Annotated in this window: 14 protein-coding genes; 7 read left to right on the forward strand and 7 right to left on the reverse strand. The window is 37.8% G+C overall.

The window, feature by feature from the left end; genetic code table 11:
* Positions 1–247: 247 nt before the first annotated feature.
* Both BM141_RS10595 and BM141_RS10600 read right to left on the reverse strand, forming a co-directional pair.
* Complete coding sequence (locus BM141_RS10595) at positions 248–1,606, reverse strand: neutral/alkaline non-lysosomal ceramidase N-terminal domain-containing protein (protein WP_091544972.1); 1,359 nt, start codon at positions 1,604–1,606, stop codon at positions 248–250.
* A 53-nt stretch (positions 1,607–1,659) separates the two neighbouring features.
* A complete protein-coding gene (locus BM141_RS10600; RefSeq protein ID WP_091544973.1) occupies positions 1,660–2,109 on the reverse strand; it encodes a GatB/YqeY domain-containing protein in 450 nt (149 codons plus the stop codon).
* 160 nt (positions 2,110–2,269) lie between these two features.
* On the opposite strand from BM141_RS10600, the gene BM141_RS10605 reads away from it, so the two are divergent.
* The 3 genes from BM141_RS10605 to BM141_RS10615 all read left to right on the forward strand — a co-directional run bounded on the left by BM141_RS10605 (position 2,270) and on the right by BM141_RS10615 (position 5,297).
* Positions 2,270–2,893 carry a DUF1684 domain-containing protein gene (locus BM141_RS10605; RefSeq protein ID WP_091544974.1) on the forward strand — a complete coding sequence of 208 codons (624 nt, stop codon included), beginning with the start codon at positions 2,270–2,272 and terminating at the stop codon, positions 2,891–2,893.
* Positions 2,894–3,113: 220 nt separating this feature from the next.
* Positions 3,114–4,004, forward strand: coding sequence for an aminotransferase class IV (locus BM141_RS10610; protein WP_091544975.1), 891 nt, complete (start codon positions 3,114–3,116; stop codon positions 4,002–4,004).
* A 69-nt stretch (positions 4,005–4,073) separates the two neighbouring features.
* On the forward strand, positions 4,074–5,297 hold the full coding sequence (locus BM141_RS10615; protein WP_091544976.1) for a hypothetical protein: 1,224 nt from the start codon (positions 4,074–4,076) through the stop codon (positions 5,295–5,297).
* A gap of 18 nt (positions 5,298–5,315) precedes the next feature.
* Here the strand turns inward: BM141_RS10615 and BM141_RS10620 are convergent, their stop codons facing one another.
* Positions 5,316–5,645 (reverse strand): DMT family protein, encoded by a 330-nt coding sequence (locus BM141_RS10620; RefSeq protein WP_091545077.1) that lies wholly within the window; start codon positions 5,643–5,645, stop codon positions 5,316–5,318.
* A 141-nt stretch (positions 5,646–5,786) separates the two neighbouring features.
* Between BM141_RS10620 and moaA the strand changes: the two genes are divergently transcribed.
* The gene (gene moaA / locus BM141_RS10625) at positions 5,787–6,776 is read left to right on the forward strand and encodes a GTP 3',8-cyclase MoaA (protein ID WP_091544977.1); all 990 of its coding nucleotides are present in this window, start codon (positions 5,787–5,789) and stop codon (positions 6,774–6,776) included.
* 34 nt (positions 6,777–6,810) lie between these two features.
* Here the strand turns inward: moaA and xrtX are convergent, their stop codons facing one another.
* From xrtX to BM141_RS10645, 4 genes are all read right to left on the reverse strand, one after another.
* Positions 6,811–7,374 (reverse strand): exosortase X, encoded by a 564-nt coding sequence (xrtX, locus tag BM141_RS10630; protein WP_091544978.1) that lies wholly within the window; start codon positions 7,372–7,374, stop codon positions 6,811–6,813.
* On the reverse strand, positions 7,355–7,555 hold the full coding sequence (locus tag BM141_RS10635; RefSeq protein ID WP_143090889.1) for a PID-CTERM protein-sorting domain-containing protein: 201 nt from the start codon (positions 7,553–7,555) through the stop codon (positions 7,355–7,357). The genes xrtX and BM141_RS10635 overlap by 20 nt, the downstream gene beginning before the upstream one ends.
* 306 nt (positions 7,556–7,861) lie before the next feature.
* Positions 7,862–8,533 carry a DUF4276 family protein gene (locus tag BM141_RS10640; RefSeq protein ID WP_091544981.1) on the reverse strand — a complete coding sequence of 224 codons (672 nt, stop codon included), beginning with the start codon at positions 8,531–8,533 and terminating at the stop codon, positions 7,862–7,864.
* Positions 8,526–9,920: an AAA family ATPase gene (locus BM141_RS10645; RefSeq protein ID WP_091544982.1), complete on the reverse strand. Its 1,395-nt coding sequence runs from the start codon at positions 9,918–9,920 to the stop codon at positions 8,526–8,528. The genes BM141_RS10640 and BM141_RS10645 overlap by 8 nt, the downstream gene beginning before the upstream one ends.
* 169 nt (positions 9,921–10,089) lie before the next feature.
* Between BM141_RS10645 and BM141_RS10650 the strand changes: the two genes are divergently transcribed.
* The 3 genes from BM141_RS10650 (at position 10,090) to BM141_RS10660 (ending at position 15,837) form a co-directional block, all read left to right on the forward strand.
* Positions 10,090–11,340 (forward strand): TolC family protein, encoded by a 1,251-nt coding sequence (locus BM141_RS10650; RefSeq protein WP_091544984.1) that lies wholly within the window; start codon positions 10,090–10,092, stop codon positions 11,338–11,340.
* Positions 11,341–11,516: 176 nt separating this feature from the next.
* A complete protein-coding gene (locus BM141_RS10655) occupies positions 11,517–12,599 on the forward strand; it encodes an efflux RND transporter periplasmic adaptor subunit (protein WP_091544985.1) in 1,083 nt (360 codons plus the stop codon).
* A gap of 124 nt (positions 12,600–12,723) precedes the next feature.
* Positions 12,724–15,837: an efflux RND transporter permease subunit gene (locus BM141_RS10660; RefSeq protein WP_091544987.1), complete on the forward strand. Its 3,114-nt coding sequence runs from the start codon at positions 12,724–12,726 to the stop codon at positions 15,835–15,837.
* Positions 15,838–15,903 lie beyond the last annotated feature (66 nt).

Below are 15,903 nucleotides of genomic sequence, written 5' to 3' on the forward strand. Positions count from 1 at the left end.
CTCATAAAATTAGGCAGTTGCATACGCTATTTTTATGGATAAAACGACTACTTTGCTTGATAATCCTGCTGGTAATTAGTCTTTTAACACAAAAAAAACTGTATTTTTAACATTTTCAATACATTCAAGAGTAGAAAGCAAAATTTGTAATATTTTACTTTTTATACCCAAAACACACTTTTCAAGATTAAATTCAAATACAATGCCATAGGGAAAGCTAAAAGGAAGGAGAAGAAAAAATCTTACTTTATCGTGCTATGATTTTCTCTATAAGCTCGATAAAATAACTACCTTTTTTACCTAACCAGTTCATTTCTCTGGTTTCATAATGCGGTAGATTGTAATACTCATCTGGGGTAAGATAGCCCATGTAGCTCCCATTAAAACTGGTAATGATGAGTTTTTTATTTTTTTGAAGGGCTGTTTTTTCTACTATTGACATAAACTCGCCTGAAAAATCACAAGGCATTCCCAGCCATAGTATATCGCCTATTTGCAAAATAGCGATGTAGATGTGGTGTTCGGGGTACAGGAACTTAAAAGCCCAATCCGCTAACTTGATGTTATCGCTCACTCTCACATTAGTTGCTCCAAATTCCACAGGTAGTTGTTGAACAGATAGGGGAACGGTGTCTTTCAACAGTACGCTATCAAATTGGTTTAGTAGCTTTTCTGCTAAACCCTGCCCCATTTTACCTATCCATGCTTCATTGTGCAATCCAAAATCCATAGGCGTATGGCTGGCAACCGTGCCTGCACTGAATACCGCTAAGTCGATGGATGTTTGTGTATTCTTTTCTAAGGAATCTACTACCGCTCCTGCATAGTCCCTGCTAAAAACTTCTAACAGCCCATCTGTGCAGGTGGCATGAGCCGAGTAAGACAGCAGGCAAGCAGTTTTTCCTGAGGACTGCTGAATTTTCAAATATCTTACCCAAGTATCTAAGCGTTCTTGATGCTCGTGCAGGCGACTTTTCACAAACTCTGGGGCGTTGACTTTTCCAAAGCCGATGCGTGCAGGCAAAAGGTGATGCTGTGCCTCTTGGATAGCTAAAAAAGTTTGCTTAACAATATTTTCAGTAATCTGAGCATCATACCCTCCTGCAATGAGCCAGCCAGCTACTCCTTTTGCCCAGCCGCCTACGCCATGATGAGTATGCGTGGCAGTAAAAAAAATATGTTCTCTTTTTAATCCTAATTGGGCTAATTCCCCAGCTAAACGATTTACAATCAAAGGAGGGGCTATCAATAAGTCATAGGAAAGAATAACAACTTGCTTTGCATTGCTTTCTAAAACAACGGCACTGACAAACAAGGAGTCATGAATAGCTTGGGTTTTCCCCCTTGCTATGCCATATCCTGCCAAGGGAGCTAATTTTTCAGGGGTAATGCTTCGCCTTGCCCAGCCCGCTTTGAAAACAGTATTTGTATTCTGTACCGTATCAAATTGAATTTGAGAAAGTTGCTTAATGGTTTCTTTGTAATAATTGCTTTCTTGGTAAGCATCTTCTGAGGCTGTGGTGAATAGCACCAAAGCTAACAGGACAGAGAGCAATGCTACAGTAATAAAAAAGCGAAATAGTAGTTTGATGAACTTTTTTTGCATGAGCGTAAGTCGGCAAAAATCAAGTTTAAGGAGGCACAGAAAAGTTGGGTATGCTATGCCAACAATGTTTTGACCATTTCAGAGATTTTTCTGCCGTCAGCCTGCCCTGCGAGTTCCTTATTGGCTACGCCCATGACTTTGCCCATATCTTTGGCAGAAGTAGCCCCTACGCGACTAATGATTTCTTGTAGCTTAGCTTTAAGTTCCTCATCAGAAATAGCTTTGGGAAGAAACTGCTCTATCACAGCCAACTCATCTAATTCTTTTTTAAGCAAATCTTCTCTATTTTGTTGCTTGTAAATCTCTGCGGATTCTCTGCGCTGTTTTGCCGCTTTGGTGAGTAACTTCATCTCCTCGTCTTGGGTCAGTTCTCCACTTTTCCCTTCAGCAGTTTCTGCCAACAGAATCAACGATTTGATGGCTCTTAATGCCCTTAGTGTATCTTGGTCTTTTGCCTTCATGGCATTTTTAATAGCTTCTTCGACTTTACTTTTCAAACTCATAGCATACAAAAATTAAATGTGTATATTCAAAAAATAGGATTGAGCAGACAAAGATAGAGATAAAACTAATTCAACGATAACAAGTGAGGAATAAGTAACAACTTTTTTAATAATATCTCCTGAAATGTGCTAATTTTGGGTTTAAAATGAAAAAAGCATCATGAAACTCAATCAACTTACTTACCTGCTCGTTGCTATTGTAATAGTCGCTATTCTTATCTACACCCTTAGCGAAACAGGAGATACGCCTCAAAAATATATAGAGGAAATACAAAAGGAAAGAACACAAAAAGACAAAGACTTTAAGAGTAATGAGAATATTTCCCCTCTTACCCCAGAAGATAGAACTAAGTTTGAAACATTGAACTACTTTCCACCTGATATTCACTACAAGATAGAAGCCGACTTAGAAGTTTTAAACGAAGATTCGGTAATTAATATGCTTACCACAACTGGCGAAAAGCAAAAGTATGTCAGGTATGCCTACGCACATTTTAGCTTAGCGGGGCAGAAACTCAGACTGACGGTTTATAAATCTATGGAAAGGCTTACTAAGGGCATGTTGTTTTTACCTTTTAAAGACCAAACTAACGGAAAAGAAACCTATGAGGCTGGGAGATATATAGAAGTAAAAAACACTAACGGGAGTACCATAATAATTGACTTTAATAAAGCCTATAACCCATACTGTGCTTATAATGAGGCTTATAGCTGTCCGATTACTCCCAAAGAAAATGATTTGCCTGTGAGCATATTGGCAGGGGAAAAAAATTATAAAAAATAATTTTTTCTTGATTATTTTGATTTTCTATTTTAAATGGCGAATTTTACTAAATATACGTAAAAATAATGGCTTTACTAAGTACAATTACTTTACTCTTTTTTCTTGTCCTTTGTAAAAAAGGATAGAGGGGGTTTTGTACTAAGAATGATATATCGCCTTTCTATCCTGAAAATAGAAAGGTTTTTTTTTACAACGATACAAACCAAATCTCCAAGTATTCATGTATTACAGCGAAAAAACAGTGGTCTTTTACGATGGTAAGTTCGTCAAAGCCAAACAAGTAAGTTGTAGCCCTTTTGCCCAGACTATGCACTACGGCTATGGTATTTTTGAAGGTTTACGCTCTTATCAGACCTCCAACGGAGTATCCATTTTCAATGCGAAGGCACATTTTGAGCGAATGAAGTACGCCGCTCATAAACTTTCTATTCCTTTGCTCTATTCAGTGCAAGACTTAGAAAATATTGCCTATGACCTCTTAGACCAAAACAATTTCAAAGATGCCTATATCCGCCCCTTGCTTTTTTGTCCTGACAATATGCGACTGTCCTCGAGAAGAGAATCTATTTTATTTATGGGAGCGTGGAAATGGCCGCGATACCACGGAAATAACTTGCTTTCTGCCTGTATATCAAGTATTGAGCGACCCAACCCTAAGTCTTGCCCAGTAGATGCTAAAATTAGTGGGCTATACGTCAGTTCTATTATGGCGACCAACGAGGCGCATCTCAAAGGCTATGACGAGGCAATCATGCTCGACCAGTTCGGTAATGTTGCTCAAGCATCAGGAGCTAATGTTTTCTATGAAAAAGAGGGAGAGTTATTTACCCCTCCCAAAGGTCATATCTTGGCTGGTATTACACGAAAGGTCATTATGGATTTGGCAAGAGAAAAAGAAATCAAAGTAACTGAAAAACCAATCTCTCCTAAAGAACTGCAACAGGCAGACATGGTGATGCTTACAGGGACTGCCGTAGAGGTTGCCTTAGTAGGAGCGATTGATGGAATTTCCTTCAAAAAGAATCCTAAGCATACCAAATGTGCGGAGCTTGCCGAAGCCTACTCGGACTTGGTGCATAGTGCTTACGAACCTGCTTATACAATTATTTAATTGGAGAAGTAATTGAAAAACATAAACACTAAATATTTTAAGCTATTCAAATTAGGATTAATCTTTCTAATGGTAGGCTTCTTTTTTGCTTGTAGCGAGAAAACAAATTTTATACCTTCCGAAAGTTTTAATAAGATTTACAATGAACCTTCTTTCTCCGACTTCCAAGCGATTGATATAGCACAAATGGAAGACGGAGGTTATCTGATTTTGGGTTCTATAGAAAATAGCTTTGCAGGGCAGTCTGATGTTCCTTATGTGCTAAGAACAGACAAGGAGGGCAATTTTCTGTGGGATACTAAATTAGATGTGAGCTTGGCAGAGTACACCAATCCCATCCCCAATCTTAGGGCAAGTCAAGGGATTTTTCATTTTTTTTGTGTTAAAAAAGACGCACAGACTCCTGTTTTACTTAGAATTAATGATGCAAATAAAAAGGTAGAGCAAGTACGTGTTTATCCACAAATCGAGGGAGACTTGGTTTATGCGGGACAAGCAAAAGACAATGGCACGTTGCTGACTGTACTATCTGAAAAATGCAAACCTGATAACGACCTGCAAACTCGGAATGTAGAACTTTTTAATCTGAATACCAATTTTAATATTCAGTGGAATAAGTGTTATTCTTATTCTATTTTCATTCCACGCAACCCTGTAAGTCGGAAGGTCAATGATAACTTTTTCTGGAACGGCAGCTTTAATGCCAACGGGAAAGATTATTATTTTGCTACATTCTTAGGGCAGGAAAACTCCTCTGTGGTGATGTTTACAGATAACCAAGGCGAAGTGAAAGGAGTTAGTTTTCTTCCTTTTGTTATTAATTCTATTTCACATATCACCAATAACCGCTTTGCCATGACTTTTGTGAGGCAGCGGGATACCAACATCATCATTAATGCTCAGTTTGACTTAGATAATACTTCTACTCCCTCTATTTTTGGTAGCACTTTCCATGAAATCAACTCACAAGCCCGAACTATTACCAAAAAAATGAATTTAGTTAATAAGGAAGTTGTCATCATTGCAAGTACTTTGGAGAATATCCCTATCCGTGTTTACGCTTTTGATGCCCAAGTAACTACCAATGATTTGCTGAGAGGAACGCTCACGCTTGGCAGAGTCAATCCTTATGAAATTGCTAACATTATCCCTACCACAGACGGAGGCTTGGCAATAGTAACAAATACCTTGGTAGGTGACAGATTTAGGCGCATTGCCCTTCTGAAAGTATCTGCTAACGAAACCAATAGTTTTGTCAATAGCTGCTTATCAACAGGTACATGCAAAGAATAAGGCTATAAAGTGAAGCCCTTACCATTTTTTAAAAACAAAAAAGACAGCTAAAAGGATTAACACAAAACCTACAATGTAGTTCCACCTCACTTGTTCTTTCAAGTAAAAAACAGCAAAGCACATAAATACAATCAAAGTGATAATCTCTTGGATTACTTTGAGTTCTGTGGCATTGAACTGTCCATGCCCTAAGCGGTTAGCAGGAACTTGGAAGCAATATTCAAAAAAGGCAATTCCCCAGCTCACTAAAATAACTTTCCACAAAACAGTTTCTTTAAATTTCAAATGACCATACCAAGCAAAGGTCATAAAAATATTAGAGATAGCAAGTAAAATAATGGTTTTCAATTTTTTAGCAATTTTTATCAAAAATTCACTGCAAAATTAAGAATAAATACGATTGAAAAATATTTTTTTCACAAACTATTTCCTATTTGACATAAAGATAAGTAATATTGTTACTAAAAAGACTGACTTTATTCTGTACCCATGATTTACGACAACCACGGAAGACCGATTAACTATTTAAGACTATCTGTTACAGACCGTTGCAATTTGCGATGTTTTTACTGTATGCCTGAGGATGGGATTAACTACTTGCCTAAAAAAGAATTATTGACCTACGAAGAGATGTTTCGTTTAGTGAAAATAATGTCAGATTTAGGGGTAAGTAAAATCAGGATAACGGGAGGTGAGCCTTTCGTAAGGCGAGAATTGATGTCTTTCTTGTGGAAAATCAGCGAATTAGGAGGAGTTGAGCAGATACACATTACGACCAACGGGGTACTTACCGCGCCCTTAGTGCCAGAACTAAAACAAATCGGCATCAAATCTGTGAATTTGAGTTTGGATACGCTTGATAGAGAGAATTTTAGAAAGATTACGCGTAGAGATGAGTTGCCCAAAGTACTTGATTGCTTAGAGCAGCTGCTCAAACACAATATCGCCGTTAAAATCAATGCAGTTGTCATGGAAGGGAAAAACATAGACGACCTCATTCCTCTGGCAGAACTAAGCAAAAATGCGCCCATAGATGTAAGATTTATAGAGGAAATGCCTTTCAATGGTGAAGGGAATCACTATCCTACCTTATTTTGGACTTATCGCCGTATTCTTGACCTGTTGAAATCCCATTACCCTGATATGTATAAAATTGCGGATAGCCCTAACTCCACTTCTTATAACTACCAAATACCTCATTATCAAGGGACAATAGGCGTAATTGCAGCTTTTACTCGTACATTTTGTGGTACCTGTAACCGCATACGTGTAACCGCACAAGGCATACTCAAAACTTGTTTGTACGATGATGGCGTATTGGACATCAAAAAACTGATGCGAGAGGAAGCAGACGACCAGGCAGTAACTCATGCTTTACTTCATGCTTTTAAGCATAGAGCCAAAGACGGCTACGAAGCAGAGCAAAAACGCCAAAGCCATGCACCCGTTACTGAATCCATGTCCACCATAGGTGGGTAGCCCAAGAACTTCTATGTCAAACAATTTCTTGCTGTTAGGTAGTAGCTCTATCTGCTTGACGATTAAACCAATAATGCCAAAGCAGAAAGATAATCCCATAAACAATGAAGTTAAAAACAAAGTGATGATTGAGGTCGAATAGGTTGCGGTCTATTATCAGAATGTAAAGTAAGGCAATTACACGAATGATGTTGAGGACAAAAATAAGCCCTATTCCTAAGACAGTGAAAATTAGCTTTTGCTGCCAATTTCCCGTGCTGAGCAAGATAAAACACGCATACAGGACGTATAACAAGAAACCATTACAAGGTGCCCCTATGAATACTACCGCTCTATTCCCTAAGTAGAGATAGTGCTGGGATAGAGGTTCTTGGGGAATAATTTTTAGATAGGCTTCGGGACTAATCAGTTTTAATACTTGCTCACTTGTTACACTCAAAACGTAGGTAAGCCAATTATCTATCCTTCCGTCAGGCAGTATATACCATTGGTGAAGAAAATAAATAGAGAGATAAATGCTAATAAGCAAAATAAAAAAACGAAAGGCAGGGGAAATACTTTGAAAAGTATCAATGAGTTTATTTCTTCCTTTTGTCATAAATTTTCTTTGCTCCGTAGATTGCACCTGCGGCTAATAGTCCTAAAACTCCTCCGTCTATGGGAATCTCTGCCTCAGCACCAGGAGGCACGGGGTCGCTCCCTTGTGCAAGCAAATTACCCATAAATAAACAAAGGAAGATAAAAAGGGAAAATAGTTTTTTAAAGGCATTTGAAGTCATAGCATTGTGCGTTTTATGCAAGATAAACATTTGGTTTCAAATTTCATGCAATTACCTATTTTTTACTGAAAATTTTAAACTTTTTATAGAGAAATTATTAGCACATATCACTAATGAGAGGGAAAAACACCCAGTAAAAAACAGGAAGTGGGTTAGAATTGATGCTTGCCAAGCATATTTTTCCAATATCATCAAGCAGCTATTGCTTGTGAGATACCAGAATAAAGCCCGAATCAAATCAGTTTTTCCAAACATTTCAATTAAGATAATTGATTAAAAAATTACGCAAACATTTTATTCCTTATTTTATAAGAAATTCAAGGTTATTAAAGCTTCACGTACCTCTTGCTTAAAATTCTGGTAAGAAGATAATCTCTCCAATGAGCTTAGCTCTAATGATTGCCCAATAATTTGGTATAGGTCTGAGATGTCAAGCTCTCTACCTCTTTGCCTTTGCTTTCTATCTGCTTGTGTGGCTCTAATAATTTCCCGTATCAAATTTTTGGGATTATTAACTTCTTCTGGATTCCTATGCAAGCCCAATTCTGCATCGCTTTGAGTAGTTCCAATTTGCTCTTTTAGTAGAGTAGTATCAGCCAACATCCATGCTTCTGTCATTTGGATAGGTATAATAGCCGCTACTATTTTGCAAAATCTATTTTCGTCAAGACACGATAAAAATTCCTTTGCAGGCTGTATCTTACTTTGCCTAACTTGCCTATCAGTAATATCATCTGCATCTGTATGTACACACAACAGCATAATGCCAAAATCTTCTATACCTTTTTTTGAGGCTTCTTGAACCTGCTCTACGAAATTTAGATTTGTTTTTACAATTTCAATAGTTTTAACCTCTATCTCAATATTGCCTTTACACTCAAAAGCGATTTCTGCTAATGTTTTTTCAACAATAGGTTCTAAAAAGCGAACATCAGTAGTCCCCTCAGTAAAAAGCCCTGCAAACAGTTGTCTATTCATAGGATTTAGGTGCTATTTCATCTTGCTCTAAATATTTTTTTACCATTGCCAAACTTAATTTCTTGTCTTGTTCTGAATATTCCATACTAAGTTGATTATTTTTAGGGATAGGTGTTATCTTGGTCGCATTTAACTTGATTCGTTTAGCATCTAAATCCACTACTTTACTTCTCATTTGTGAAAACCAAATACTCACATTCCTATCTTCTGACCAATGGTATATATTCTCAACCAATTTTGGGGAATGTGTATTTACAATTACTTGACGCAAAGGCATGGTTCTATTTGAAAAATCAGTACTTAAATCTTTGAGTAGTTTTGCCATGGTGCTGATTCTAAAAGGATGTATCCCATTTTCTGGTTCTTCAAAACAAAGCAATCCAGTGTGTTTACTATCATATTCTAAAATGCAAAGAGCCAAAATCCGAAGAGTACCTTCTGAAAGTACACGTGAGGAATACTCGTTTTTTTCACTGTCTTTGAGTTTGATAATATACTGTTTGTTTTCTTTATCATCTACCACACTAACCTCAATAAAATTAGGTAAAAAGCTATTTAGTTTACGAGAAATTTCTTTTAAACTATATTCATTTTCCTGCTTAATTCGGAAAAGGGTCGCCGCTAAATTGCCCCCATTAGTAGTAAGTTTGTCTTCTCCTTTATCTTTGTTGGTAGGTTTTCGCAATTCTTCAGGGTTGAGTTGCAAAAACTTCCAACTTCGCATTTCCTCTTTTGCTGCTAATACATGGGGAAAATCTACTGTATCAAAGCTACTCAGTACTGTTTTATTGGCATTGATTAATGGGAAACGTCTTTTATTTCCCCCTTGTACACCATCTTGAGGGACTAATACAGTGGGAATATTATTTTCTATTTCTGTATTGATATAAGGTGTCCCTCTTTTTCCTGCGCTCACTTTGGGGCGCCAGAAATCTAAACTATCCTTAGGAATACATTGAATCCACCTGTCGTCACTGTGTTTCAAATTTTCTAAGTGTTCCTCCATAACTGCCAAATCCTCGATTCCTATATCATTGGTAAAACGTTTAATTTTTAGTCTATAACGCAAACGAGTATATTTCAAGTCTTTCTGATTCCCCCAATCATCTTTTACTGTTCTATTTACCAGCATTTCTATTTCAAAAGACATTACTTTAGCATATTCATTTTCAGCATATTGGGTAAATAACTCTATAAATTCTCCCCTCTGCTCTTTAAAAGCCTTTTTAAGATTGTCCGACTCCGCTAATCGTGAAAGCAACATCAAAGCATCAAACAGATTACTTTTGCCTGAAGCATTAATGCCCGCTATAATAGTAAGAGGGGTAAACTCCATTTCAAAGTTTTGAAAAGATTTAAACCCGTCTATCTTGATTTTTGTAATCATATTTTCAACAGTTAAATCGCAATAATAAGAAATTTAGACAAAAAATATCTCCCTGTTTTCACATTTTACTGCTACAATAAAAACTTTAAGCTAAGTTTAATTTCCTTTTAAGGTCTTTTTAAGGTCAGTATTGCACATTTGTATTTGAAATAAAATTTAAAAAGTACAAATGCGTATCTTACTGTTTATCATTTTTTTATCCCTTGTTCATTCTTTTTTTGCTTTTTCCCAAACTTCTATTACTCTACGGCAGGCGGAGCAACTTTTCCTGAAAAATAACTTAGAACTCTTAGCAGCTCAATTCAATATTTCGGCTGCCCAAGCCCAAGTCATTCAAGCGCGTTTATGGGCAAATCCTATCTTCTCCGCAGAACTCAATGCTGTCAATCCTGAGCAAAACCGCACTTTTGACATAGGAAAAAGTGGGCAAAAAGCTTTTGAAATAGAGCAACTTATCTATTTGGGTGGAAAAAAAAGAAATGAAATCAATTTTGCCAAAAGCAATGTAGAATTGGCAGAATTGCTCTTTGTCGACCTTTTGAGAAACCTCAGATTTCAGCTAAGGTCGAGTTTTTGCGCAATGTACTACGACAATCTGTCTGTCAGAAACTTAGATGTCCAACTCTCCTTGCTTGATACTTTGGTTCAGGCTTATGCTGCCCAAGCCCAAAAAGGCAACGTGCCTTTAAAAGACTTGGTACGTCTACAATCTTTGTACTTGAATCTAAGAAATGAGAGAAACGACCTGATAAACAATATTTTAGAAGAACAGAAGCAAATACAAGTCCTATTAGGGACAAGCAAAGCCTTTTTTCCTGCTCCCGAAAATAGCGAGTTGGCTACTTATCAAAAAGATATTTCACTTACTGCAAATATATTGTTAGACAGTGCTTTGCAAAACAGACCAGATTTGAAGTTTGCCCAAAAAGCTACCCAATCTGCCGAGTTACTCTTGCGGTGGCAAAAATCTTTGGCTGTCCCTGACCTGAACTTAGGCTTGGCTTATGACCAAAGAGGTGGAGCTTTTAACAACCAAATTAGCCTGACATTAGGTATTCTCCTACCCTTGTGGAACAGGAACCAGAGCAATATCCAGCTTGCCAAAGTGCAATTGGAGCAAAATAAAATACTTCAAAACCAGCAAGAAATACAAATACAAAACCAAGTAAGTACAACTTTGGCACAGTATATAGAAGCCAAGTCAAACTATCAAAAAATCAGTGGCTTTTTCAGTGAAAATTTTGAACAAGTATATAAAGGCACGGTGGATAACTTTCAAAGAGGCAATATTTCTATGCTTGAGTTTACGGACTTTATGGAAAGCTATCAGCAGAACCTGCTCCAACTCAATAAAACACAAAAGATTTTGACCAACAGTTGCGAGCAGTTGAATTGGGTAAGTCATTCGAGTATTTTTTAAAAATAAATACTATCAAGAACATGGGCAAATGTAAAATCATTGATATTAAGGAAAAACTGTTTTTTGACTGTAGCTCCGATTTTCTAAACCTGCATGAAATTGTCAGATATTTTCTGACTTGGAAAGTCAGACCTACAACAAAACGAATATAAAAATAGGCAAAAATTAAGAAAATAATGAAAAAATATATTTTTATACTCCTTATTTTTCTTTGGGCTTGTGATGAGAAAGCCAAGAAGATAGATGCACAAAACAGCAAGGAAACTTTTGTGCTGAGTGAAACTATGCTCAAAACCACAGAAATAGATTCGGTAAAAATGGAGTTTTTGAGGAATGAACTCAAATTCTATGGAAAAATTACCGCAGACAATAACAAACTCATTGAGATTTATCCTATTGTAGGGGGAAATGTTGTAAAAGTATATGTAGAATTGGGTGATTATGTGCAAAAAGGACAAGTTTTGGCAAGTATCCGAAGTACAGAAGTCGCAGGTTTTGAGAAGGAACTCCAAGATGCCAAAAATGATGTCTTGGTAGCTCAGAACAATCTCAAAGTAGCCCAAGAACTTTTTGCAGGGAAAATTAATACAGAAAGAGAAGTCTTAGAAGCTAAAAGCAACTTGGAAAAAGCCCAATCGCAGTTGAACCGTATCCAAGAAACTTACCGCATTTATAGCCTCAAAGGAGGGTCTATCTACGAAGTTACCTCCCCGATTAGTGGCTTTATCATTGAGAAGAAAATCAACCAAGATATGCAACTGCGTAGCGACCGCACTGACAATATTTTTGACATCGCCCAGATAGACGAGGTGTGGGCTATTGCCAACGTCAATGAAAGCGATATTTCGGAAATCAGAGTAGGAGAAGATGCCATAGTAACTGCTCTAAGTTATAAAGACAAGACTTTTGCAGGAAAGGTCGACAAGATTTTCAACGTGATAGACCCAGTAACCAAAGCCATGAAAGTTTTGATTAGACTGAAAAATCAAGATTTCTTGCTCAAACCCGAGATGCGTGCCTCTATCCTCATCAAATACCAAGAGAACAAAAAAATGCTTGCTGTGCCTTCAAAGGCAGTGATTTTTGATAAAAGTAAGCACTTTGTCATGGTTTTTAAAGACCGCTACAACATAGAAACGCGCCAAGTGGAAGTATTTAGGCAAGTTAATGGGATTACCTTTATCGCCTCGGGTTTGCAGGAAGGCGAAAAGGTAATTACCAAAAATCAATTACTGATTTATGATGCCTTGAATGATTAAAGGCAGTAGTGCGATTTCCTAAATCGGATAAGTCCGCTTGACTAAAGGTATATATTAGGTTAGCCCAATTAGTCCCGTTAGAAACGACAGCTTTGTAGCTTAATAGAAAAATAAAACATTCATTATGAATAAATTTATTAGAAATATCATTGCATTTTCCCTTAAAAACAGAGGATTCACCTTCTTTTGGGTAACTGTCTTAGTCATTGCAGGTTTTGTGAGTTTTAGGAATATGCCTATTGAGGCTTTCCCTGATGTTACTAATACGCAAATCATTATCGTTACAGAATGGAACGGCAGAAGTGCTGAGGAAATAGAACGCTTCGTTACTACGCCCATAGAGATTGCCATGAATCCTGTGCAAGGCAAAACAAGTGTGCGAAGTATTACCATGTTTGGACTTTCAGTGATTAAAATTATCTTTGAAGATGAAGTAGAAGACTTTTTTGCTCGCCAGCAGGTCAATAACCAACTCCGCAATGTAAGTCTTCCCGAAGGCGTAGAACCCGAAGTACAGCCTCCTTATGGACCTACAGGGGAGATTTTTCGCTATGTACTCAAAAGCGATAGCAGAGATACCAGAGATTTGCTTACAATTCAAAACTGGTTGATTGACAGGCAGTTAAGAGCAGTAGCAGGGGTGGCGGACTTGGTGGCTTTTGGAGGGCAGGAGAAAACTTATGAGGTAAGCGTCGACCCCAATCGCTTAGCAAAATACGACATTACGCCTTTGGAGGTGTATGAGGCTGTAAATCGCAGTAATCTCAATGTAGGTGGAGATATAATAGAAAAAAATGGGCAAGCGTATGTGGTGCGTGGCATTGGTCTGTTGGAGTCTATCAAAGATATAGAAAATATTATCGTTACAGAAGCAGGAGGTAATCCTATCTTAATCAAGCAGTTAGCCGATGTCAATGTAAATTCACTCCCAAGAGTAGGGCAGGTAGGTTTGAATGATAATGATGATGTGGTAGAGGGGATAGTAGTGATGCGGAAAAATGAAAATCCTAAGGAGGTCTTAGCAAGAGTAAAAGCCAAAATTGAGGAGTTGAATACGCGAATTTTGCCTTCTGATGTAAAAATAGAAACTTTTTATGACAGGGACAATCTGATGAACTATACCACCCATACCGTCATGCACAACTTGACAGAGGGCATTGTCTTTGTTACGGTGATTGTGTTTTTGTTCATGGCGGATTGGCGAACTACTCTGATAGTGGGCATTATTATTCCACTTTCTTTGCTTTTTGCTTTTTTCTGTTTGAATCTCAAAGGATTAAGCGCCAATTTATTGTCTTTGGGGGCTGTGGATTTTGGGATAATCATAGATGGGGCAGTAGTCATGGTCGAGGGAATTTTTGTAGGACTTGACCACCTTGCCCATAAGGTAGGCATGGAAAAGTTTAATCGCTTGGCAAAGGCGGGACTTATCAAGAAAACAGCTACACAAATGGGCAAGGCAATTTTCTTTTCTAAGCTCATCATTATCACTGCCTTGATGCCTATTTTTTCCTTTCAAAAAGTAGAGGGCAAAATGTTTTCTCCTCTGGCATATACTTTGGGTTTTGCTCTTGTGGGGGCATTGATTTTTACGCTGACCTTAGTACCTGTTTTATCTCATATCTTACTGAATAAGAATGTCAAAGAAAAACACAACCCCTTTGTCAATTTTTGGGACAGGATAGTAGAAAAAGGGTTTTCATTTACTTTTTATCATAAAAAAATAAGCCTTTTTGTAGCTACTGCATTTTTGGCTTTGACCTTGTTCTCTGCCAAATTTTTAGGTACAGAATTTCTCCCCCAACTCAATGAAGGGGCTTTGTGGGTAACAGCAGAACTACCTATGAGTATGTCCTTGCCTGCAAGTATGGAAATGACCAATACACTTAGGAAAAAATTGAGGGAGTTTCCAGAGGTCAGAGATGTACTCTCGCAAACAGGACGTAGCAATGACGGCACTGACCCTAACGGCTTTTATTTTGCTCAGTTCCAAGTAGATTTGCTTCCCAAAGAAGAATGGAAAAGAAAAATTACTTTGGAGGAGCTAATTGAAGAAATGGACAAAGAGCTAAGTCAATATCAAGGCATTACCTATAACTACTCGCAACCTATCATCGATAATGTAGCAGAGGCGGCAGCAGGCATCAAGGCGGCAAATGCAGTAAAAATCTATGGAGATAATTTAGATAAGTTAGACGAGTTGGCAAACCAAGTCATTGAGCAAATCAAAAACGTAGAAGGTATCAAAGACGTAGGGATTTTGCGGAATGTGGGGCAACCTGAAATCAGCGTAATCTTAGACCAAGAGCGCATGGCAGCGTATGGCGTTACGATTGCCGATGCCCAAGCAGTCTTAGAAATGGCTTTTGGAGGAAAAACTGCTACACAAAAATATGAAGGAGAACGCAAGTTTGACGTAAGGGTGCGCTACGAAAAATCTTATCGCAAAGACGAGGAGGACATGGCTAATCTCAAAGTTCCTACCCTAAGTGGAGCAAAAGTTCCTTTGAAAAACATTGCAGATATAAAGAAAATTACAGGACCCGCCTTCATCTATCGGGACGATACCAAACGGTTTATTGGAGTAAAGTTTTCAGTAAGAGAGCGAGATTTGGGCAGTACCATTGCCGAAGCCCAAGAAAAAGTAGAAAAAAACGTCAAATTGCCAACAGGTTACACCATAGGCTGGACAGGAGAGTTTGAAAACCAAGTGCGCGCTACTGCTCGCTTAGGACAGGTAGTTCCTATCAGTTTATTAGCAATTTTTATCTTACTGTTTATCCTTTTTGGCAACCTCAAAGATGCTGTTTTGGTCTTGGCAAATGTGCCTTTTGCTCTGATAGGAGGTATTTTAGCTCTGCATTTTACAGGCATCAACTTTGGCATTTCGGCAGGGGTAGGCTTTATCGCTTTGTTTGGGATATGTATCCAAAACGGTGTGATTCTCATTAGTGAATTTCACCATAATTTAGATAGGCGAATGTCTTTGGATATGTCTATCAAGGAGGCTGTCAGAGTGCGTACTCGTCCTGTGGTGATGACAGCCCTCATGGCTTCTATTGGTTTGCTTCCTGCGGCGATTTCTACGGGCATAGGCTCAGAATCTCAAAAGCCTTTGGCAATCGTTATCATTGGAGGCTTGATTACGGCTACGATTTTGACTTTGTTGATTTTCCCTATTATTTTTTGGGTGTTTGATAAGAGGAGAGTAAAGAACGAGGAGGATGCAATGACATAGAGGAGAAGGAATACTTTTGTAAGTACGAAAGTTTAAAATATAAATTTTTTCACATAATCTTTCCAT

This window comes from Thermoflexibacter ruber, from assembly GCF_900113045.1.
Classification (GTDB): Bacteria; Bacteroidota; Bacteroidia; order Cytophagales; family Thermoflexibacteraceae; genus Thermoflexibacter; species Thermoflexibacter ruber.